This is a genomic window from uncultured Prevotella sp. (assembly GCF_946407605.1).
Classification (GTDB): Bacteria; Bacteroidota; Bacteroidia; order Bacteroidales; family Bacteroidaceae; genus Prevotella.
In genome coordinates, this window is the sequence record NZ_CAMJOS010000042.1 from 1 (window position 1) to 23165 (window position 23165).

Consider the following 23165-nt stretch of genomic DNA (forward strand, 5'->3'; position numbering starts at 1 on the left):
CGCGACCCCAACCTTGGCAAGGTTGTGCTCTACCAACTGAGCTATTTCCGCATTTTCTTCGAAAACTTAGTGTTCTCGGCGCATCTCTCTCGATTGCGGATGCAAAGGTACTACTTTTTTCCGAACTGCCAAAACTTTTCGACGTTTTTTTTCAAAAAAATGTGCTAATCCATGCGATTTCGGTAGTCTTCATAGGAAAATTGGCGCAGAATCTCGAGATTTCCGTCATTATGAAGCATTCCAAGGGCTGGATGAGTGATGCCATTGAACATGCAAGTCTTGACCGTTGTATAGTGAATCATATCCTCAAAAATCACCTCTTCGCCTACCTGCAACTCATGGTCGAACTGCCAAGACGACATAAAATCGCCACTTAGGCAACTATTTCCTCCAAGGCGATAAACGAAGGCTGAATTCTTGGGGGCGAGTTCTGAATCATCTACATGTTCGGCTCCTCGCACATCGGGATTATATGGCATTTCGAGACAGTCGGGCATGTGGCAGGTAAAACTGACATCGAGGATGGCGGTGCGAATACCTTTGTCCTCGACGATATCGACCACATGACTGACCAGCGGTCCTGTTTGCCAAGCGAAGGCGCTACCGGGTTCAAGGATGATATGCAACCAAGGATAGCGTTGGTGCAGTCCCTTTAATATATTAATAAGGTGTGGCACGTCGTAATCCTTGCGGGTCATCAGGTGTCCGCCACCCAGGTTGAGCCATTTCAGTTGTGGGAACCACTTCGAGAAGTTCTGTTCGATATGCACCAATGTACGCTCCAGCACATCGGCACCGCTCTCGCAATGACAATGGCAATGGAAACCTTCGATATCGGCAGGCAATGTGTCGGGCAACTTGTCAGCAGTAACACCAAAACGAGTGCCAGGGGCACAGGGATTATAAAGCAGCGTACCCACCTCAGAATATTCAGGATTGACACGCAGTCCGATGCTGGCGCGGTCCCCCACCCGCTCGTGATATCGCTCGTACTGCGACAATGAGTTAAAAGTGAGATGACTGCTGCAACGGATAATCTCCTCAATCTCGTTGTCGGTATATGCCGGCGAGAAGGTATGGGCCTTGGCGCCAAACTCCTCAAGGGCCAGACGAGCCTCGCTCAAGCTGCTGGCTGTGGTACTATTGATATACTCACGGAAAATAGGAAAGGTCTTCCAAAGTGCAAAGGCCTTGAAAGCCAGGATGATTTCAACATCAGCCTGACGAGCCACATCAGCAATGAGCTGCAGATTACGACGCAGCTTCTGCTCCTCTATAATATAAATTGGTGTAGACAATTGCATAACTAATACTTGCGAGGACCAAAAATAGCAGTTCCGACGCGTACCATTGTCGACTCATGGTTAACAGCCAACAGGTAATCGTCGCTCATACCCCAGGAACGCTCGCAGAAATGGGGATCATCGGCAAAATAAGCCTGCTTTACCTCATGATAGAAATCGGCTGCCGTCTGAAATTCTTGACTAATCTGTGCGTCATCATCTATGTTCGACGCCATCATCATCAGACCACAAATCTGAACATGCTTCATCTGACGCCACTCGCCATCGGCCAGCAGCTGACGACAGTCGTCAAGGGTGAGTCCATACTTCGTGGCCTCCTCGGCAATATGCAGTTCCAACAGCACACGCACCACCCTTTCGGCCTTGGCTGCCTGTTTCTCAATCTCACGCAGCAGCTTCAGCGAATCTACAGCCTCAATCATCGAGATAAAAGGTGCTATGTACTTTACCTTGTTGGTCTGCAGATGACCAATGAAATGCCATTCAATGTCGGCAGGAAGCGTCTTCACCTTACGGGCCAGCTCCTGTTCGTGGCTCTCACCAAAGATGCGCTGTCCTTCCTCATAGGCAGCCAATACATCCTCCTCAGGATGAAACTTACTAACAGCCACCAGTCGTACACCTTGCGGCAACGACTGGCGGATTTCATTCAGATGAGCTTTTATATCGTACATTACGCTTCAAACTCGGGTTTGTCGTTGGCCTTAGCACTCTTGGCCACGTGTTCAAAGACATCCATCAGAGTCGTCTCGGCCACGCTGACAATGGCGTAGTCAATCATTGTGCCGCCCATCACCTCGTCAATATTCTTCACGGCACCATTCAGGGTTCCTGCCTGAACCAGATAGGTCACATTAGAGCGTTTCTCTTTCTCAGTCTTCTCGTCTATGGTGATAAACTGCAGTTTGGCCTTATACCAACGGTCGGCCAACTCCTGCTCAGAGAAGAATATCTCACCATAAGGAGCCATCTTGATATCGACGACATTAAACTCACCGCTGATATATGACGACATCTCTTCGATGATGCGTTCCTCGGCCTCGCTGAAACTCAATGCGTCAACGGCATAAGACTCCGTAACCTTCTTCTGCAGGCCGTCTTCCATTGTCTTTTCATAACGAATCTTACATTCAAACCATGTTGCTGTTCTACTTCTCATTGTTGTTTGTTTTCTAATATTTTGTTGTTATAATTATTCTTCACCATCCTCCTTCGGCTTGATATAGCCCTTGCGATCCAGAGCCTGCTGTTTCTGCTTGGTCAGTTCCTCTACAATCTCATGACCTAACTTGCCGGCGGTACCTTCGTCAATACCCATCTCCTCGGCCAACTTCTTCTGCGTATTCAGCAGTTCTTCAGCCATCGACTGGGTATTGGCCATAAATGCCTTCTCCGACGAGCCCATGCGCTCATTATCGTAGATCTTCGACAGAATCCTATCGGCCTCGCGCTGATAGTGCTTGCGGAATATCTCCTCGGCTTTCTGCTGATACATAGCATCAGTTTCTGGACCAATGGAGTCCTCTTCTTCAATCAGCAAGGCAGGGTCGAAGTGGTCATCAAAGGGATCTGCCTCCTCAGCTGCAGGAATGGGCTCCACATAATCTATCTGACCTGCTTCGGGCAGCATCTCGATATAGGCGAAAACGCAAATCAGGGCGATAACCACAGCTGCTACCAAAGCATAGGCAGAGCGCAATGTGTTACGTTTCTGAGCCAGAGCGCTCTTCATGTCCTCCAACGATTTGTATCGACGGGCGGGATCTTCTTCCGTAGCTTTCTGAACCACCTGCTTATACTCAAAGGGCATAGAGCCCTGTTCGTAGAGAAAAGAGATGAGTTTACCTAAAGAATACACGTCGCTGCGCTCGTCGATAGTACCATGCGAGAACACCTCGGGAGCCACGAAGCCCTCTACATCCTTATACAGCGCGTCAAGATCGTTGAGCGAAGTATAGAAAGATCCGTGACAAAGCAGCATGGGCATCTGATCGCCCTTACGCAAAAAGACATTCTGAGGTGCAAAGCAAATATGATAGACACCCTCGGAATGTAACTTTGTCGTATAGTCAATCAGGCTTTTCACCATTTGATCTACAAAACCTTTCTGGGCCACTACGGCAGGATTGTCGAAGATAAGCTGCGACAACGTCTGGTAATTACCTGTTTCCAAGCCCAGCTCATAGAGGCCACCGCTATCCTCGTGCAACTCATAGTGCAACTGCTGCTTTGCCCTTTGTTTCAGCGACCATTGCTGCTCCTTTTTCAAGGCTTCGCAGAACACGATGCTGTCGGTGAGACTGGATTTCAGTTCCACCACAAAACGGTACTTGCCGTCAATCTGTTTCCTGTAGAAATCACCAAAAGGTAATTTCTCGTGCTTTGGCACAAGCCCTTCCTGGGCGTTCAGCATTTCTTCAAAATTCATACTGCTTGCGTTTATAGACGTGCAAAATTACGCAAATATTCCGAATTGAGCAAACAAAACAGGATTTTTTCGGTAGAAGTTGCTGTTATATCGAAAGAAAGTCGTAACTTTGCAGTCGAAATTACAAACAAAACAAAGATGCCTGAAATATCAGTTCGCGGTCTGGAGATGCCGGAGTCACCAATCAGAAAGCTGGCTCCGCTGGCCGTTGCCGCTAAAAAACGCGGCGTGAAAGTCTATCACCTTAACATTGGACAGCCTGACCTACCCACACCACAGGTAGGTCTCGACGCGCTGAAGACTATTGACAGAGACATTCTGGAGTATTCACCCTCACAGGGCTATCAGAGCTACCGCGAGAAGTTGGTGGACTACTACGCGAAATACAATATCAATGTCACAGCCGATGATATCATCATCACCTCGGGCGGTTCTGAGGCGGTACTCTTTGCTTTCCTCAGCTGTCTGAACCCTGGCGACGAGATTATCGTGCCAGAGCCAGCCTACGCCAACTATATGGCTTTCGCCATCTCAGCTGGTGCCAAGATCCGTACTATTGCCACTACTATTGAAGAGGGATTCTCGCTGCCCAAAGTAGAGAAGTTTGAGGAGCTGATCAATGAGCGCACTCGCGCCATCATGATTTGCAACCCCAACAATCCCACAGGCTATCTGTACACTCGTCGCGAGATGAACCAGATTCGCGACTTGGTTAAGAAATACGACCTCTATCTGTTCTCTGACGAGGTCTATCGTGAGTATATCTACACAGGTTCACCTTATATCTCTGCCTGCCATTTGGAGGGTATAGAACAGAATGTCATTCTGATTGACTCGGTATCTAAGCGTTATTCTGAGTGCGGCATTCGCGTGGGTGCGCTGATTACCAAGAACAAAGATGTGCGTGCTGCCGTGATGAAGTTCTGTCAGGCTCGCCTCTCTCCCCCCCTTATCGGACAGATTGTGGCCGAGGCTTCACTCGATGCACCAGAAGAATACTATCGCGATGTTTACGACGAATATGTTGAGCGTCGTAAGTGTCTGATTGACGGATTGAACCGTATTCCCGGTGTATATTCACCTATTCCCATGGGAGCTTTCTATACGGTGGCCAAGCTGCCAGTCGACGATTCTGAGAAGTTCTGCCGTTGGTGCCTTTCGGAATTCGAGTATGAAGGGCAAACGGTGATGATGGCGCCTGCCGCTGGTTTCTACACCACTCCTGGCGCTGGCATCAATCAGGTACGTATTGCCTACGTGCTGAAGAAAGAAGACCTGACCAAGGCGCTTGTCGTGCTGAGGAAAGCGCTGGAGGCTTATCCTGGCAGAGTGAACGATTGAGGTTTGAGGTTTAAGATTTGAGGTTTAAGGTTTGAACTTCCCCTTATTCATAGCCAAAAGAATATTCAGCGACAAGGGCGACCGCCATCAGGTGAGTCGACCTGCTATTCGTATTGCCACCATTGGCGTGGCCATAGGACTGGCCGTGATGATTATCACCATTAGCGTGGTCTTGGGATTCAAGCATACTGTTCGCGACAAGGTGGTGGGCTTTGGTAGCCACCTGCAAGTGTACAATATTCAAGGAAGCGTCTATCCTCTCTGCATCAACGACAGCACGCTGGCTGCTTATGAACAGGCAGAAGGTGTGAGTCATGCTGAGCGTTTTACAACCTCGCAAGGTATCTTGAAAACAGACAACGACTTTCTGGGCGTGATGCTCAAGGGCATTGGACCAGAATACGACATACACTTCATCAACGACTGTATCGTAGAGGGAGAGTTGCCTGCCTTTACCGACTCCACATCGAATTATCCGTTGGTCATCTCGAAGACAATGGCACAGAAGTTGCGCCTACATGCCGGCGACCGTGTCTTTGCCTATTTCATTGGCGAAAAAGATGTGCGCGCACGCCGTTTCAACGTCAGCGCTATCTACCAGACCAACATGAAGCGATTCGATGATCTCATCTGCCTCACAGACATTAGCGTGACGCAACGGTTGAACGGCTGGGACAAGGAGCAATGTACTGGAGCAGAGTTGCTGGTTAACGATTTCGACCGTCTGAAACCCATCAACTCGAATGTCACCAGCATACTGCGTGACAACACAGACCGCGATGGCAATATGTCTGTGAGCTATCCCATCACAGATATCTATCCGCAGGTCTTCTCATGGCTCGAACTACTCGACATCAACGTGTGGATTATCCTCGGACTGATGATTGCCGTTGCAGGCTTCACCATGATTAGTGGCCTCCTTATTATTATATTGGAACGCACGCAGATGATTGGCATCCTCAAAGCGTTGGGAGCACGCAACGACACTATCCGCCATACGTTCCTTTGGTTTGCGGCTTTTATCATTGGTCGCGGTTTACTCTGGGGTAACATCCTGGGCATTGGCCTTGTGGTGCTGCAGCAAACCACAGGCATCGTAACACTCGACGCCCAGACATATTATGTGAGTGAGGCCCCTATGGAACTGAACCTGCTATTCATCCTGTTGCTCAATGCAGCCACATTACTCATTAGTGTTTTCGTGCTCATCGCACCCAGCTATCTGGTGTCACATATCCATCCTGCACGTTCCATGCACTATGAATAATCCCTGATTGGTTAATAAATATAAATTATTGCACGTTTTTTTTTGTTTTGTGCAGAAAACGATGTACCTTTGCACAAAATTTTGAAATTTGTGCAATGAACAATAGTTCTAGTTTTAATAAACTAATTTACGATGCGATAGTCAACAATTGGGATGCGGATGCTCTGACAGACTATCAGGGAGCAACACTCCAGTTTCACGACGTAGCAAGAAAAATAGAGAAGCTGCACATTGTTTTTGAGAACTGCGGCATTCAGAAAGGCGATAAAATTGCCATTTGCGGACGCAACTCCGCACATTGGGCTGTCACCTTCTTGGCCACTCTCACTTATGGTGCTGTTGCCGTACCCATACTGCATGAGTTCAATGCAGAACAGATTCACAACATCGTTAATCACTCTGGCTCAAAAGCCCTGTTTGTAGGCGATTTCATTGCTAAGGAGATTGACCCTGAGCAGATGCCAAAACTGGAAGGCATCGTCTTTATGCCCGATTTCTCGCTGATGTTGTCACGTTCGGAGAAATTGACTTATGCCCGCGAACATCTGAATATGATGTTTGGCTCGAAATATCCGAAGGCATTCCGCAAAGAACATATTCACTATCACGAAGACCAGCCTGAAGAGTTGGCGCTGATAAACTACACCAGCGGCACAACAGGTTTCTCGAAGGGCGTCATGCTGCCTTATCGTTCGCTGTGGAGTAATGTGTCATTTGTCATGAACCGTCTGTCTAAACATGTGAAGCCGGGCGACCCTCTGCTCGACATTCTGCCGATGGCACACATGTATGGTATGGCTGTGGAGTTCTTGTTTGGCTTCTGCAACGGATGCCACCTTTTCTTCCTCAACCGCCTGCCGTCACCCACCCTCATCGCTAAGGCATTTACGGATATCCGTCCCACGTTGGTGGTGTCGGTGCCCCTGATTATCGAGAAGATTATCCGCAAGAAGGTGTTCCCCATCATACAGACCAACAGGATGAAATTGCTGCTGGCTATGCCTATCGTATCGCAGAAAGTCAAGACAAAAATCTGTCAGCAGGTTTACGAGGCCTTTGGTGGACGCGCCTACGAGGTTATTGTGGGTGGTGCGGCATTATCGAAAGAGGTGGAAGAGTTCCTGCTCAGCATAGGATTCCCCATCACGGTGGGCTATGGTGCCACAGAGTGTGCACCTCTTATCAGCTATCGTGACCATAAGGAGTTTTCACCAAGTTCGTGCGGTTGTCCTGTAGATAATATGGAGGTACGCATCCTCAGCAACGACCCTGCCAACAAGCCTGGAGAGATTGTTGTTCGTGGTATGAATGTCATGCTGGGCTATTATAAAAACGAGGAAGCCACACGTCAGGCTTTGGATGAGGACGGTTGGTACCATACCGGCGACCTGGGCACGATGGATGCCGACAATAATATCTATATTCGCGGACGCATCAAGAACATGCTTTTGGGGGCCAGCGGACAGAATGTCTATCCAGAGGAAATTGAGGACAAGCTGAATTCAATGCCGATGGTTAGTGAATCTCTGGTAGTGCAGGATGGCGACAAACTCGTAGCTCTGGTATATCCTGATCAAGACGAGACAATGGATTTCAGGCCCGAAGAACTGGAAGCCGTGATGGATCAGAACCGTGAAAACCTCAACTCCATGCTGCCCAATTTCAGCCGCATCAGCCGCATCATCCTGCGCGATGAGGAGTTCCTGAAGACACCAAAGAAAAGCATCAAAAGATATCTTTACCAAAACGCTACTAAATAAATCTAAGATATGGAAAAAATACCAAGTTTTAACGAGCTGATCCAGAAAAGCATCATTGCCAATTGGGATCTGGACGCGCTGACTGACTATAAAGGACAGACGCTGCAGTACCATGATGTAGCCCGAAAAATTGAGAAAGTACATATTCTTTTCGAGAACTCAGGTATTCAGAAGGGCGACAAGATAGCCCTTTGTGGACGCAACAGCAGCCAATGGGCTGTGGCTTTCATCGCCACGCTGACCTATGGCGCCATCGCAGTACCTATCTTACATGAGTTCATGCCCGAGCAGATTCATAATATCGTGAACCACTCTGACGCTAAGCTGCTCTTTGCTGGCGACTATGTGGCAGGTATCATCGATCCTGAAGCGATGCCCAATCTGGAAGGTATTATCCGCAGCACGGACTACTCACTTATCATCTCACGTTCTGAGAAGCTGACCTATGCCCGTGAGAACCTCAACGCCCTTTACGGACAGAAGTTCCCCAAGTATTTCCGTCAGGAGCATATCAACTACTATATTGAGCAGAGTCCTGATGAGCTGGCACTTATCAACTATACCAGCGGCACCACAGGATTCTCGAAGGGTGTCATGCTACCCTATCGTGCCCTCTGGTCAAACTATGACTTTGCCTGCAACGTGCTGGGTTCCACCATCAAACGTGGCGACAATATCATCTCCATCCTTCCTATGGCTCACATGTATGGTATGGCCTTCGAGTTCCTGTTCGAATTCCTGCATGGCTGTCATGTGTTCTATCTGAACCGCACGCCGTCGCCTGCCATCATCGCTCAGGCTTTTGCCGAGGTCAAGCCACGCATCATCATTGCCGTGCCTTTGGTCATCGAGAAGATTATCCGCAAGAAGGTGTTCCCGAAGATACAAAACAACCGCATGCGTCTGCTCCTGCAGATGCCTATCATCTCACAGAAGGTACGCGAGATGATTTGCAAGGAGGTGGTCAACGCCTTTGGCGGCAATATCTACGAGATTATCATTGGTGGTGCTGCCTTCAATCAGGAGGTCGAGCAGTTCCTCAAACGCATCAACTTCCCATATACCGTGGGCTATGGCGCCACCGAGTGTGCCCCCATCATCAGCTATAGCGACTGGCACACCTTCGCACCAGGTTCATGCGGCCGTTCCGTGCTCCACATGGACATAAAGATCGACTCCCCAGACCCATCGACGGTTCCAGGCGAGATACTCACCCGTGGTCTCAACGTCATGCTGGGCTACTATAAGAATGAGGAAGCTACCGCATCCACGCTCGACAAAGAAGGCTGGTATCATACTGGCGACCTGGGCACGATGGATGCCGAGGGCAACGTCTATATCAATGGACGCTCCAAGAATATGCTGCTGAGTGCCAACGGCCAGAACATTTATCCTGAGGAGATTGAGGACAAGCTCAACTCTATGACGATGGTTGTAGAGAGCATCGTGGTACAACGCGACACCAAGCTGGTGGCTCTCGTTCACCCCGACCTCGACGAGGCCAAGGCTATGGGCTTCACCAAGGAAGACATCGAAGGCATCATGGAGCAGAACCGCAACACGCTGAACCAGATGCTTCCTGCCTACGAGAAAATTAGCGAGGTGGAAATCTACGATGAGGAGTTTGCCAAGACCCCCAAGAAGAGCATCAAACGCTACCTCTATCATTAATCAATTAAAAACAAGACAAGATGTTAGGAATCAACACATTACTATTCTTTGGACTTGGTGGCCAGGAAATCCTGATTATCGCTCTCATCGTGCTGCTGCTGTTTGGTGGCTCTAAGATTCCCGAGCTGATGCGCGGCATGGGCAAAGGCGTCAAGAGTTTCAAGGAAGGCATGAAGGAAGTCGACGATGTCAAGAAAGACATCACCGACCAAGTCAAAGAGGATGAAAAATAACGAAGCGGCCACCTTCTGGCAGCATCTCGACGTGCTCCGCTGGGTCATCCTGCGCTCGTTGGGTGTGGCTGTCGTCTTTGCCGTTGCCGCCTTCTGCCTCAAAGATTGGCTCTTTGCCGTCATCCTGGCACCAAGGACAAGCGCTTTCATCACTTTCCAGTGGATGGGTGTCGAGCCATTCAGCGTCCATCTGATGAATACTGGCCTCACCGAGCAGTTTATGACTCACATGCGAGTGGCTATGTATGCAGGTCTGTTGTGTGCCGCTCCCTATATCATCTTTGAGTTATTCCGTTTCGTGTCGCCAGGCCTCTATCAGAACGAGCGACGAGCAGGTCTGTGGATAGTTACATCTGGCTATCTCATGTTCATGCTGGGCACCCTGCTCAACTATTTCCTCATATTTCCCCTCACCGTTCGTTTTCTGGGCACCTACCAGGTCAGTCCCGAAGTGGAAAACATGCTCACCCTGCAGTCCTATACCGACACACTCATATCTATGAGTCTCGTTATGGGTGTGGTCTTCGAGTTGCCTGTCATCTGTGCCATCCTAGGCCGCATGGGCATCCTCACCTCCAGTCTCATGACCCGCTATCGTCGTCATGCCATCGTTGCCATCCTCATCGTTGCCGCCATCATCACTCCCACCACTGACATCTTCACCCTCCTCATCGTCTCGCTACCCATCTGGCTGCTCTACGAGGCAAGCATCTTCGTGGTGAAATCCGTAAAAATCGTGAAATCCGAAGGATAATATTAAGTTGTAAACTTAAATATCCTAATTTGTTTGGTGTTTTGCATACTTATTCGTATCTTTGCACACATCAAACATGAGCTATGCTTAGAAAAATTAGAATTGCATTAGGTAGCGTGTTCTTAGTAGGACTGACGCTACTGTTTTTAGACTTTACGGGCACGCTGCACCATTGGTTGGGGTGGCTCGCGAAAGTTCAGGCGTTGGAGGCTGTACTGGCCCTCAACGTAGTGATTATTGTCGGCCTCGCTGTGCTCACGTTGGTCTTTGGCCGCATCTATTGTTCCGTCATCTGCCCGCTGGGTGTGATGCAGGACTTCTTTGGATGGCTGGGCAAGAAGGCCAAGAAGAACCGATACACCCATTCTAAAGAGATGAAATGGCTGAGATACGCTATGCTCATTCTTTTCGTCACAGGCTGTTTGGCAGGCATCGGCACCATCATCGAGCTACTGGCACCCTACTCCGCCTTCGGTCGTATTGCCACCATGCTGCTGCAGCCCCTGTGGATGCTGGGCAACAATGTGCTGGCATCGCTTGCCGAGCACTACGAGAGCTATGCTTTCTATGGCGTCGATGTGTGGATGAAGTCGCTGCCCGTCTTCGCAATTGCCCTGATTACGCTGGTCGTTCTGGCCGTATTGGCTTGGCGCAACGGCAGAACCTATTGCAACACCATCTGTCCTGTGGGCACGGTGCTGTCGTTCATCTCGCGCTTCTCGCTGCTGAAGATTCACTTCGATGAGAATAAATGCAAGAACTGCTCGCTGTGCACCAAGAACTGTAAGGCAGCCTGCATCGATTTTAAGAACCATCAGGTGGACTACTCTCGTTGCGTGGTGTGTGGCGACTGTATCAAGAGCTGTAAGTTTGGGGCTTTGAAATATGGGATTAATGGGTCAAATGGGACTAATGGGACCCATTCAACCCATGAGACCCATTCTCCACAAGACCCCACCAAGCGCGCGTTCCTGCTGGCCTCAGCGATGGTGACCACTGCCGCCCTGGCTCAGGAAGCCAAGCATGTGGATGGTGGCCTGGCCGATATCATCGAGAAGAAGGCCCCCGAGCACCAGACGCCCGTGGTACCTCCTGGTGCCCGTTCGCTGAAAAATATGACCCAGCACTGCACTGGCTGTCAGCTCTGCGTGTCGAAATGTCCTAACGAAGTGCTGCGCCCCAGCATGGATATCGCTAACCTGATGCAGCCCGTGATGTCGTTCGAGAAAGGCTACTGTCGTCCTGAGTGCACACGCTGTTCGGAAGTGTGTCCTGCTGGCGCCATCAAGCCTATCGATAAAGAAGAGAAAGCTTGCATTCAGATTGGTCATGCCGTGGTGGCTGTCGAGTTCTGCATCTCTGCTACAGGCGAGACGGAATGCGGCAACTGCGCCCGTCATTGTCCTGCTGGAGCCATCGAGATGGTGCCCAGCGATCCTGACGACGACCTGTCGCCCTCTGTGCCAGCCGTCAACGAGAATGCCTGCATTGGCTGTGGCGCCTGCGAGCATCTCTGTCCTGTGCGCCCGTTATCTGCCATCCACGTCGAGGGCCACGAGGTTCACAAGATGGTTTGAAAGTTGAAAGGTGAAAGTTGAAAGGTGAAAGTTCTTGGCTAGCCAAGCGGCAAAGCCAAGCGGAAAGTGAAAATTGAAAGTTATGGATAGAAGAGATTTCCTAAAATATATGGGCATAGGCTCTGCTGCTACGTTGGCAGCCTGCGCCGGCGCTGGAAAGAAAAGTGACGAGGGCAATGCTATTGGTGAGCCTCCCGTAGGTCAGATGACCTACCGCGTCAACCCTAAGAACAGCGACAAAGTATCAATATTGGGCTATGGCATGATGCGTCTGCCGCAATTGCCCGACTCTGAGGAGTTCGATCAAGAAATGATCAACCGTCAGACTGACTATGCCATGGAACATGGCGTGAACTATTTTGATACATCCCCCGTCTATTGTCGCGGTCTCTCGGAGCGTTGTACAGGTATTGCCCTGAGCCGCCACAAACGCGAAGATTATTTCATTGCAACGAAGCTCTCTAACTTTGGCGATGCCTCGCGGGAGGGTTCTATAAGAATGTACGAGAACTCGTTCAAGGAGTTGCAGGTCGACTATATCGACTACTACCTGCTCCACGCCATTGGCGGCAGTCTGGAGGAGTTTAATCGTCGCTATGTTGACAACGGCATGATGGACTTCCTCATGGCAGAACGCGAGGCTGGAAAGATTCGCAATCTGGGCTTCTCTTTCCACGGTCGACAGGAGGTGTTTGACCAGATACTGGCCATGAACGACCAGTACCATTGGGACTTCGTGCAGATTGAGTTGAACTACCTGGACTGGGACTATGCCAACGAGATCAACGGTAGCAATGTCGATGCCTCTTATCTCTATGCCGAGCTACAAAAGGTGGGTATGCCCGCAGTCATCATGGAGCCCCTGCTGGGTGGACGCTTAGTGAAAGACCTGCCACAATATGCCATCAACGAGCTGAAACAGCGCGACCCGCAGAAGAGCATTGCCTCGTGGGCCTTCCGCTATGCCGGCACCCCAGAGGGTGTGCTCACCGTATTGAGTGGCATGACTTTTATGGAGCACCTGAAGGACAACTTGCTATCGTATTGTCCACTGGAGCCCCTCACAGAAGAGGAGCAGCGCTTCCTCGACAGCGAGATTGCCAAACAGATGATGGAGATGGGCACCGTTCCTTGCAACAACTGCCAGTATTGCATGCCCTGTCCTTATGGCATCGACATTCCCGGCATCTTCCTGCACCATAACAAATGGATTGTTGAGAAGAACCTGCCCGAGGACCAGGGCGATGAGAATTATCGCAAGAACCGTCGCAACTACCTCATCAGCATGGACCGTGCCATCCCCAAGGACCGTCAGCCCGACCATTGCATCATGTGCAACCATTGCATCGAGGTAAAGACGTGTCCGCAGAAGATTCGTATTCCTCAGGAGCTTAAACGGATAGCCGATTTGGTTGAACAATTAAAACAAGACATATAACTTAAAAGACATACATGGAACAAGAAAAACGTGAAGAACAAATCCTTGTACGCATCACTGGTCAGGACCGCCCTGGACTGACCGCCTCGGTGATGGGCATACTGGCCAAGTACGACGCACAAATCCTGGATATCGGACAGGCAGACATCCATTCTACTTTATCGCTGGGCATCCTTATCCGCATGGATGAGACCCACAGCGGACAGGTGATGAAGGAACTGCTGTTCAAGGCCACAGAGTTAGGCGTCAACATCGGCTTTGCCCCCATCAGCGACGATGAGTATGAGGAATGGGTAGGCCATCAAGGCAAGAACCGTTATATCCTCATGGTGATGGGTCGTCAGCTGGAGGCCAAGCAGATAGAGGCAGCCACCCGCATCATTGCCGACCAGGGCTTTAACATCGACGCCATCCGTCGTATGACGGGTCGTAAGAGCATCAAGAATCCAGGCAAGCATATCCGTGCCTGCATCGAGTTCTCGTTGCGTGGTGAGCCGCAGAACCGTCAGGAGATGCAAGCCAAGTTCATGAAGCTTTCGCAACAGATGGAGATTGACTTCTCTTTCCAGAAAGACGATATGTTCCGCCGCATGCGCCGTCTCATCTGCTTCGATATGGACTCTACGCTTATCCAGACCGAATGTATCGACGAGCTGGCCGAGCGTGCCGGCGTTGGTGCTGAGGTACGTGCCATTACCGAGAGTGCCATGCGTGGTGAGATTGACTTCAAGGAGAGCTTCACTCGCCGCGTATCATTACTCAAAGGTCTCGATGTCAGCGTGATGCAGGATATTGCCGAGCATCTGCCAATGACTGAGGGGGTGGACCGTCTGATGTCTGTGCTCAAGACTTGCGGCTATAAGATTGCGATACTGAGTGGTGGATTCACCTATTTCGGCGAGCACCTGCAGCGCAAATACGGTATCGACTATGTCTATGCCAACGAGCTGGAGGTCGATGAAAACGGCAAGCTCACAGGTCGCTACGTTGGCGAGATTGTCGATGGTCACCGCAAGGCTGAGTTGTTGAAGCTCATCGCCCAGGTAGAGAAAGTCAACCTGGCACAGACCATTGCCGTAGGCGACGGTGCCAACGACCTGCCTATGATCAGCGAGGCCGGATTGGGTATTGCCTTCCACGCCAAGCCCCGCGTGGTGGCCAACGCCAAACAGAGCATCAACACCATTGGACTCGATGGTGTGCTCTATTTCTTAGGATTTAAAGACTCATATTTAGGAGACCAAGGAAAACTGTAATGAAAAGAATCTTAACCACAATCATTGCCCTGACAGCGGTCATGATACTCTGGGCGCAAGCCGACTCTACAAAAGTTAAAAAGAAAAAAGAACGAACAATAGAACTGTCTGGCGAAGTATATGACTCGTTCACCAAGGCCAAAGTTAAAGCGCTTATGACGCTGATGCGTAAAGACTCTACGTTTGTCGACTCCATGACCTGCTGGACATGGGGCACTTCATCGTATTATGAGTTCAAAGTGCCCGCCAAGAACGATGACTTCATCATCCGAGCCACCGCCGATGGCTATGAGGACACCTACATGAACTATAACCTGCGCCATATAGCCCGCAACTCATGGTTCGAGGTGCCGCGTATCCTCATGAAGAAGAAGCAGCGTAGCGACGACGACATCTATAAGGAGGTAGGACTTAATGGTGTTGTCGTCACAGGCACGAAAGTAAAACTGGCCTATCGCGGCGACACGCTGGTCTATAATGCCTCGGCCTTCAACATGCCCGAGGGCTCTATGCTCGACGGACTTATCCGTCAGATGCCTGGTGCCGAGCTGAAAGACAATGGCGACATCTATATCAATGGTAAGAAGGTTGACTACCTCACCCTCAACGGCAAGGACTTCTTCAAAGGCCAGAACAAGGTGATGCTCGACAACCTGCCCTACTACACCGTCAAGGAGCTGAAGGTCTTCGACAAGAGCACCAAGCAGAGCGAGCTCATTGGCCACGACGTGGAGAAAAAAGACTACGTGATGGACGTACAGCTGAAACGCGAATACAACCGCGGCATCATGGGTAATATCGAGGGCGGCCTGGGTACCGACAATCGTTATCTGGCCCGTTTGTTCGGCCTCTATTACGACGACCATTCGCGAGTCAGCGTCTTTGGCAATACCAACAATATCAACGAGAGCCGCCGTCCTGGTGGCGAGGGTCAATGGAGCCCCAGCAACATGCCTCAGGGTTTGCTGTCGTCGAAACAGACAGGCCTGCATGTCGAGACCGAAGATGCCGACAAGAACTGGGAAGACAACCTCGACGTCACCTTCGACTGGAACGATGCCGACAACATGAGTCGCACCAGCAGCGAGCGTTTCGCCTCTGGTGGCAACATCATGGGTGGCAACGAATCATGGAACCGTAGCAAGAACTTCCGCTTCAATGCCAACAACTATTTCCAGATGAAGAAGCCCTTCACCATTTTCGGCTATCTCTATGGCGCCTATAACAAGGGCGAAAACACCAGCGGCAGTCAGGACTCCACCTACCGCGAGGCCCTCATCAACCGCACCGTCAACGATGCCATCAACCGCAGCCGCAACCTGACCCTCGGCGGCAGCATCGGCATGTATCACAAGTTTGCGTGGGGCGACTATCTCTCATTCGGATTCAGTGGTGCCTATGGTCGCACCACACCTAGCGAGAGCTGGGACATCAACCGCACGTTCTACGCCCAGGCCGACAGCACCGAGTTGCGCCATAACTATGCCGACACCCACAGCGACAGTTACAACTACGAGGCAGAATTCGGCTACACCCTCCAGTTGCTCAACCGCTGGTTTATCAGCGCCGAGGCCTCTTACTCTCAGGACCTCGACAACAGCAACAACCTGCGTTATCGCCTCGATCGCCTCAAGGAAGACAAGCACCAGACCGAATGGCTGCCTTCCACGAACCAGCTGCTGATGAGTGTCATGGATATGGATAATGTCGATGAGCAGCAACTGCTGACACGCAAGGTGCGCGCCTCATTTGATATCACCCACTCTACCGACAACGATTATTTCAGCGTCAGGCTGCCTCTCACGAGCACCCACGAACGACTGAACTACAACGACTTCACCACGCTCGACACCATAGCCCGTCGTAGCTATGTGGAATTCACGCCCTCCATCAACTGGTCGCGCTGGGGTAAGAAAAACGGACTCAACTCGCTGGGTTATAACATGAACATGAGTCGTCCGTCGTTGTCAAGCCTCATGCCTGTTGGCGACACCTCCAATCCGTTGGTCACCACCGTCAACAACCCCGACCTGAAGCCCACGTTGTCGCATAGCGTCAGCATCGGCTTCCAGTTCAACAACGATAGCATCCGCCGCTTTGCCCGTGTCTGGAGTAGCGCCTCGCTTAGCCAGCGCTCCATCGGCACACGCACCGTCTATAACACCACCACTGGTGCCTACTTCATGATGCAGGACAACATTGAAGGCAACTGGAACTGGGATCTGGGCGCCAGCTACGAGCAGCCCCTCGACAGCGCCAAGCGCCTCACCCTACACCAGCAGGCCAACGCCAACTACTCCCACTCCGTGGACTTCGACATTGCCTATCTGACCAATGGGATCAATGAGCCCATTAACCTCCCCGACGCCAAGAGCACCGTCAACAACTGGACCCTCAACGAACATCTGTCGCTGGAATATCAGAAGGGTGACCTCACCTGCGGCGTCAGCGGCGAGGTCAACTGGCGCAGCTCCACCAGCGATCGCGAGAACTTCCAGCGCATCTCGGCTTTCGACTATAACTATGGTGCCCAGCTACGCTACACCATCCCTTGGCTCAAGCTCTATGTGGGTACCGATATCCGCATGCATAGCCGTCGTGGCTATCAAAGTGAGATGATGAATACCGACAACCTCGTGTGGAATGCCGAGCTCTCGCGCTCTATTCTCAAGGAGAAGTTCACACTGAAGCTCACCGCTTTCGACCTGTTGCATCGCCTCTCTAACACACAGTACAGCATCAACGCCCAGGGACGCACCGAGACATGGAACAACTGCATCCCGCGCTATGTCATGTTCTCCGTCACCTATCGATTCTCTCAGAAACCTAATAAAATTTAATGCGATATGAATAAATCAATGACAATCGTGGCAGCGGCGGCACTCTTGCTGACAGCCAGCTGCACACAAAAAGAAAACAACGAAAAAGTGAACATTCAGAAACAGACCGTAAAGCTCGAGAGCGACCAGATGACCCCCGAGGCACTCTGGGCCATGAGTCGTCTGAGCAGCTATCAGGCCTCGCCCGATGGCCTCCACATCGTATTCCAGACGGGATACTACAGCGTCGAAGAGAATGCCAGTCACCAGGTGCTTTGGATGATGAAGGCCGACGGCAGCGAGCAGAAACAGCTCACTACCGATGCCGACAACGAAACCGATGCCCAGTGGCTCGACAACGAGACCATCGCCTTCCTTAGAGGTGGCGAGGTATGGTCTATGGACCTCGAAGGCAACGCCCGCAAGCAGCTCTCCAATAGCGAGGGCAGCATCGAGGGCTTCATGTTCTCACCCGACCGCTCTAAGGTCATCCTGCTCAAGAGCATCGACTTCAATGATATCATCAAGGCCAAGCCTGCCGACCTGCCTAAGACCACGGGTCGTGTGGTTACCGACCTCATGTACCGCCACTGGGACCATTACGTCGAAACCATCCAGCATCCTTTCGTGGCAGAAGTCAATTCTCAATTCTCAATTCACGATTCTCACATTGATATTCTCGAGGGCGAGCCCTTCGAGTGTCCCATGGAGCCCTTCGGCGGCATGGAACAGCTGGCGTGGAGCCCCGACTCCAAGCAGATTGCCTATACCTGTCGCAAGAAGACCGGTCTGGCTTACAGCATCTCCACCGATTCTGATATCTTCCTCTACGACGTAGAGAAAAAGGAGACCACCAACCTCTGCAAGCCTGCCGACTATGTAGAGCCCGCCATCGAGCCCTCCAAGACCATGCTGCATCAGACTGTCAATGCCCCCGAGAACCTGAAGAACCTGCCTGGCTACGACCAAAATCCTAAGTTCTCGCCCGATGGACGTTACATCACCTGGCTCTCTATGGCTCGCAACGGCTACGAGGCCGACCGCATGCGCCTCTGCTGCCACGACCTTCAGAACGGCGAGAAGACGTTCCTTACCGAGAGTTTCGACTCCAACGTCGACGACTACTGCTGGACACCCGACTCGAAGACCATCTATTTCATTGGCGTATGGCACGCCACCGAGAACCTCTACAGCACTAACCTGCAGGGCGAGGTAAAACAGATTACAAACTTTCAGGCTGACTTCGGTTCGCTGCAGATGCTGAACGACAAGCAGATTCTGGCAGAGAAGCACTCTTTCACAGAGCCTGCTGACCTCTATGTGGTGACGCCAAGCGATCCAAATTATGGTGTAACTATTGCTCAGATTACAGAGATCAACAAGGATATCCTCGACCAGTTAGGCAAGCCCAGCGTCGACCAGCGTTGGGTGAAGACCACCGACGGTCAGCAGATGCTCTACTGGATTATCCAGCCTCCACATTTCGACCCCAACAAGAAGTACCCCACCCTGCTCTTCTGCGAAGGCGGTCCTCAGAGCCCCGTCAGCCAGTTCTGGAGCTATCGCTGGAACTTCTTCATCATGGCCTCGCAGGGCTATGTCATCATCGCCCCCAACCGTCGCGGTCTCCCCGGCTTCGGACAGGAGTGGCTTGAGGAGATCTCTGGCGACTGGACAGGCCAGTGCATGAACGACTACCTCACCGCCATCGACGATGCCTGCGACAGTCTGTCTTATGTCGATCGCGACCGTCTGGCTGCCGTTGGCGCCTCTTTCGGTGGCTTCAGCGTCTATTACCTCGCTGGCCATCACGACAAGCGTTTCAAGTGCTTCATTGCCCACGACGGCGCCTTCAACCTCGAGGCTATGTACACCGAGACCGAGGAGAACTGGTTCTCTAACTGGGAGTACGACGATGCCTATTGGAACCCCGACCAGACCGACCGTGCTCGCAAGACCTACGCTAACTCGCCCCACCGCTTTGTCGACAAGTGGGACACCCCCATCCTCTGCATCCACGGCGAGAAAGACTACCGCATCAACGCCACTCAGGGCATGAGTGCCTTCAATGCCGCCCGCATGCGTGGCATCGAAGCCGAGCTCCTCATCTTCCCCGACGAGAACCACTGGGTGCTCAAGCCCCAGAACGGTATCCTCTGGCAGCGCACCTATTTCGACTGGCTCGCCCGCTGGCTGAAATAATAATCAAATTACATAATAGCCCCCGGCTTGCATTCCTGCAGGTCGGGGGCTTGCTGTTTGTTACCTTCTTGTTAGATAACTACCGCAGTTCCACTTGTGGCTACCATGAGCATTGAGCCGTTGGCACCAATAGTCTCGTAGTCGATGTCGATGCCGATGATGGCATTGGCTCCCAGGGCTTCGGCACGCTGCATCATCTCCTCCATAGAGGTGTCCTTGGCCTCGATAAGCACCTTCTCGTAACTACCTGCACGACCGCCTACGATGTCGCGGATGCCTGCAAAGATATCTTTCACGAAGTTTGCACCAATAATGGTTTCACCAGTCACCACGCCCTTGTACTCACGAACGGGACGACCTTCAATCTGTGGGGTTGTTGAGAGTATCATAATCGTTTCTTTTAAAAGTTTCTATCTGTTAGACGTAAGAACGATGCAAAAAGTTGCACTATCTTCCCTCTTCTACCAGTTTTCTGGCAGCACAATGTTATCAATCTCATGTGCTGCTTCAAATAATGGAGCGATTTCTTCATCGGTGAAGCCGGCGATGCCACAGCCTATGCGGGTAACCAGGAAGGTGAGATGAGGATGCTGCTTGGCAAAAGCGATAAACTCGTCCACGTAGGGTTTGATGGTCTCTACGCCGCCCTGCATCGTGGGAATGGCATAGCTCTGCCCCTGCAGTCCCACGCCCTGTCCCATGATGGCCCCAAACTTGCGGTAGGCTATATAGGCCGCACCGCCTCCGTGCAAGCCACGAAGATTGCTGCCAAACACGAATATCTCGTTTGGCTGGAGTGATGTAATATACTCCGGCGTCGTTCTTTTCTGCTGCATATAATCCTTTTTGTTTAGTCTTATGAAATCCGCTGCTCCAGCACATGGCATAGGCATCTCCTCCAAAATAGCTTTGCTGAATACGGCCGTGCTCTCCTCCATCACCTCTGGCATATCCAGGTCCATGTCGAAGTTCTCGCGGAAGTACGGCACGATGATTTCCTCCTTCAGTTTCTTATACCGTTGCGAGACGGCAGCTGGCGATATACCCATCTGCGCTGCAATCTCCTTTCCCTTGAATCCTCGCCCCAGCATCATCATGATGATTAGCCTGTCCTCACGCCCCATCGGCACATGGTCGCAGACATCATCCACCATGCGGTTAAACTGCAACCGCAGGTCACTCGTCACATCAAACGACCGCAGATAGTCCTCAAAGGTGATGCTGCCATATTCCTTCTTGTACCACTTCAGCGCATCCAGCACCACATAGCGGAAACCATTGATAAGCCACGTCTTCAGGCTCACCTCCGGCGAATGGTCCTCCAGCGGTTTCCAGTCATGCTCCATCAGGTAGATGGCATACTGGTGTGCCAGCGACATAAAGTCCAGGTTCTGCTTCTCCCTCAACAGATACCGCTGGTCGAAGATGTTATAGCCTATCTGACAATACCCGTAGAAATAGTCACGGATAATGTCACCGTCGCCTTGGCGAAAGCCCTTCAGAATCTCCTTGTCAGATAGTCGTCCGTAGTACATATTCGATATTTTTGGCAAAAATACAAAAAAATTCCGACTCGCGCTTAATTTTTTTCCGAATTCTTCTTTAAAGAGATAAATAAGAAGATGTGACCCGTCACCATTCACCCGTCACCATTCACCTAATATTCACCTTTTAAAACAATTACGATTATGACAGATTTAATTCCAACGAGAGTTCACAACCTAATTATTGTTGACGAGAGCGGTTCCATGGAGTGCATCCGCAAGCAAGCCTTCACAGGCATGAACGAGACCCTGCAGACTGTCCGCATGATGCAGAAGAAGTATCCCAACCAGTTGCAGTACGTCACGCTGATCACCTTCGACAGCGACCACACCAAGCTGCACTACGACAACACCCCTGCCGGCCAGACTAAGGATATAGCCTGGAAAGCCTACAACCCCTGTGCAGGCACTCCTTTGTACGATGCTATCGGAAAGGGCGTATCGAAAGTCAATGCCCAAGTAGAAGATGGCGACCACGTCCTTGTCACCATCATCACCGACGGCTATGAGAACAGCAGCGAAGAGTGGACGTTGAAGATGGTTCGCACCCTCATCGAGAAGCTGAAGAAGCAGAACTGGACCTTCACGCTTATTGGCACCGACAACCTCGACGTAGAGGAGATGGCCCATTCCTTTGCCATCGACGAGCACCTCGAATTCCAGCAGGACGAGACAGGCACAAAGGCCATGTTCGCACGCGAGCGTCGCAGTCGCGAACGTTTCAACTGCTGCGTAGCCGAGGCTGCTCCTATTCCCATAGGAAAGTTTTTCGATGAAGATTAAAATCCCTGTATTTATAACGAACAGCGAGGCGAAAGTCCCGCTGTTCGTTTATTATTGTGTCAAAGGACAATCGTCATCTTACACTCTTTCCGATGGCATCTTCGGGTGCTTCCGATGGCATCTACGACTCGTTCCGATGATACTTTAGGGGGGTAAAGTATCATCGGAACGACCGCAAAACACCATCGGAACGAATGAAAGGAACGTCAGGAAAGACCCGAAAGTGACTGCATCTTTGCGGAGTCTACTTCGTCAGCCATCAGCCTTCATCCAAAATACGTTAAGCGAGACGCTCACCTGTCCCTAGTGTCTCCGCCTCAAGGAACTGGTGGTCGAAATCAACATCGTACTCGCCTCCTTCCGTGAGCTGTCCGTTGCCAGCAGCAACTTGATGAGCAGATGGTTCAGTTTCTCTGCCGTGTTGAAGTCATAGACGTTGCCCGTCTTTTCTGCCGTGTATGATATGTTCTCCGTTGCCAGTTCCTCTATGCCGCGCAGCACCGTGTCTGCACTTGGAACACGCGTATGTGGACGCTCGGTAAGCACATCCTTCAGATACAGGTTGAGGTCTTCCATGCAGTCGCCGCCACAGCAGAAAACGGAGAAGACGGCCCGTATTATCTCGCTGTACTGATAGCCTATCAACTTACTGCGAAGTCCCAGGTGGGAGTCGATTACAGAGGAAAGAATACGGTCAAATCTGTCCAAAACGAAAAATATTCCGCCAAAAGCGGTGATTTTCTCAGATTTTTGTTGTACCTTTGCCATGTCATTGATGATTTTGCTTG

General features: G+C 51.1%; 18 protein-coding genes and 1 pseudogene. 12 read left to right on the forward strand and 7 right to left on the reverse strand.

The window, feature by feature from the left end; genetic code table 11:
- Positions 1-164: 164 nt before the first annotated feature.
- Genes nspC through Q0R57_RS13215 form a run of 4 tightly spaced genes read right to left on the reverse strand, consistent with a single transcriptional unit; the run spans position 165 to position 3732 of the window.
- Positions 165-1304, reverse strand: a complete 1140-nt coding sequence (gene nspC, locus Q0R57_RS13200) for a carboxynorspermidine decarboxylase (RefSeq protein ID WP_294748601.1) — start codon at positions 1302-1304, stop codon at positions 165-167.
- A 2-nt stretch (positions 1305-1306) separates the two neighbouring features.
- Complete coding sequence (locus Q0R57_RS13205; RefSeq protein WP_294748604.1) at positions 1307-1978, reverse strand: YggS family pyridoxal phosphate-dependent enzyme; 672 nt, start codon at positions 1976-1978, stop codon at positions 1307-1309.
- The gene (locus Q0R57_RS13210; protein WP_294748607.1) at positions 1978-2463 is read right to left on the reverse strand and encodes a DUF4494 domain-containing protein; all 486 of its coding nucleotides are present in this window, start codon (positions 2461-2463) and stop codon (positions 1978-1980) included. Before Q0R57_RS13210 ends, Q0R57_RS13205 begins: the two co-directional genes overlap by 1 nt.
- Before the next feature lie 33 nt (positions 2464-2496).
- Positions 2497-3732, reverse strand: coding sequence for a hypothetical protein (locus Q0R57_RS13215; protein ID WP_294748611.1), 1236 nt, complete (start codon positions 3730-3732; stop codon positions 2497-2499).
- Between the two features lie 138 nt (positions 3733-3870).
- Between Q0R57_RS13215 and Q0R57_RS13220 the strand changes: the two genes are divergently transcribed.
- The 11 genes from Q0R57_RS13220 (at position 3871) to Q0R57_RS13270 (ending at position 20050) form a co-directional block, all read left to right on the forward strand.
- Complete coding sequence (locus tag Q0R57_RS13220) at positions 3871-5073, forward strand: pyridoxal phosphate-dependent aminotransferase (RefSeq protein ID WP_294748614.1); 1203 nt, start codon at positions 3871-3873, stop codon at positions 5071-5073.
- 31 nt (positions 5074-5104) lie between these two features.
- A complete protein-coding gene (locus Q0R57_RS13225; protein WP_294748617.1) occupies positions 5105-6340 on the forward strand; it encodes an FtsX-like permease family protein in 1236 nt (411 codons plus the stop codon).
- A gap of 95 nt (positions 6341-6435) precedes the next feature.
- A complete protein-coding gene (locus tag Q0R57_RS13230) occupies positions 6436-8100 on the forward strand; it encodes an AMP-binding protein (protein ID WP_294748620.1) in 1665 nt (554 codons plus the stop codon).
- Positions 8101-8109: 9 nt separating this feature from the next.
- Positions 8110-9771, forward strand: coding sequence for an AMP-binding protein (locus Q0R57_RS13235; RefSeq protein WP_294748623.1), 1662 nt, complete (start codon positions 8110-8112; stop codon positions 9769-9771).
- Between the two features lie 20 nt (positions 9772-9791).
- Entirely contained in the window at positions 9792-10004 is a 213-nt protein-coding gene (gene tatA / locus Q0R57_RS13240) for a twin-arginine translocase TatA/TatE family subunit (protein WP_294748626.1), read from the forward strand.
- The gene (gene tatC, locus Q0R57_RS13245) at positions 9994-10758 is read left to right on the forward strand and encodes a twin-arginine translocase subunit TatC (protein ID WP_294748629.1); all 765 of its coding nucleotides are present in this window, start codon (positions 9994-9996) and stop codon (positions 10756-10758) included. The genes tatA and tatC overlap by 11 nt, the downstream gene beginning before the upstream one ends.
- Before the next feature lie 83 nt (positions 10759-10841).
- Complete coding sequence (locus tag Q0R57_RS13250; protein ID WP_294748631.1) at positions 10842-12335, forward strand: 4Fe-4S binding protein; 1494 nt, start codon at positions 10842-10844, stop codon at positions 12333-12335.
- Between the two features lie 82 nt (positions 12336-12417).
- Entirely contained in the window at positions 12418-13773 is a 1356-nt protein-coding gene (locus Q0R57_RS13255; RefSeq protein ID WP_294748634.1) for an aldo/keto reductase, read from the forward strand.
- 14 nt (positions 13774-13787) lie between these two features.
- A complete protein-coding gene (serB, locus tag Q0R57_RS13260) occupies positions 13788-15029 on the forward strand; it encodes a phosphoserine phosphatase SerB (protein ID WP_294748637.1) in 1242 nt (413 codons plus the stop codon).
- On the forward strand, positions 15029-17869 hold the full coding sequence (locus Q0R57_RS13265; protein ID WP_294748640.1) for an outer membrane beta-barrel protein: 2841 nt from the start codon (positions 15029-15031) through the stop codon (positions 17867-17869). The genes serB and Q0R57_RS13265 overlap by 1 nt, the downstream gene beginning before the upstream one ends.
- 6 nt (positions 17870-17875) lie before the next feature.
- The gene (locus tag Q0R57_RS13270) at positions 17876-20050 is read left to right on the forward strand and encodes a S9 family peptidase (RefSeq protein ID WP_294748643.1); all 2175 of its coding nucleotides are present in this window, start codon (positions 17876-17878) and stop codon (positions 20048-20050) included.
- Positions 20051-20121: 71 nt separating this feature from the next.
- On the opposite strand, the gene Q0R57_RS13275 is transcribed toward Q0R57_RS13270, so the two are convergent.
- Both Q0R57_RS13275 and Q0R57_RS13280 read right to left on the reverse strand, forming a co-directional pair.
- Complete coding sequence (locus Q0R57_RS13275; RefSeq protein WP_294748647.1) at positions 20122-20439, reverse strand: heavy metal-binding domain-containing protein; 318 nt, start codon at positions 20437-20439, stop codon at positions 20122-20124.
- A gap of 72 nt (positions 20440-20511) precedes the next feature.
- Positions 20512-20886 carry a hypothetical protein gene (locus Q0R57_RS13280; protein WP_294748654.1) on the reverse strand — a complete coding sequence of 125 codons (375 nt, stop codon included), beginning with the start codon at positions 20884-20886 and terminating at the stop codon, positions 20512-20514.
- Positions 20887-21738: 852 nt separating this feature from the next.
- On the opposite strand from Q0R57_RS13280, the gene Q0R57_RS13285 reads away from it, so the two are divergent.
- Entirely contained in the window at positions 21739-22377 is a 639-nt protein-coding gene (locus Q0R57_RS13285; RefSeq protein ID WP_294748649.1) for a vWA domain-containing protein, read from the forward strand.
- A 310-nt stretch (positions 22378-22687) separates the two neighbouring features.
- On the opposite strand, the pseudogene Q0R57_RS13290 reads toward Q0R57_RS13285, so the two are convergent.
- Positions 22688-23145: pseudogene (locus tag Q0R57_RS13290) on the reverse strand (IS1380 family transposase); the annotation flags it as partial.
- Between the last annotated feature and the right edge of the window lie 20 nt (positions 23146-23165).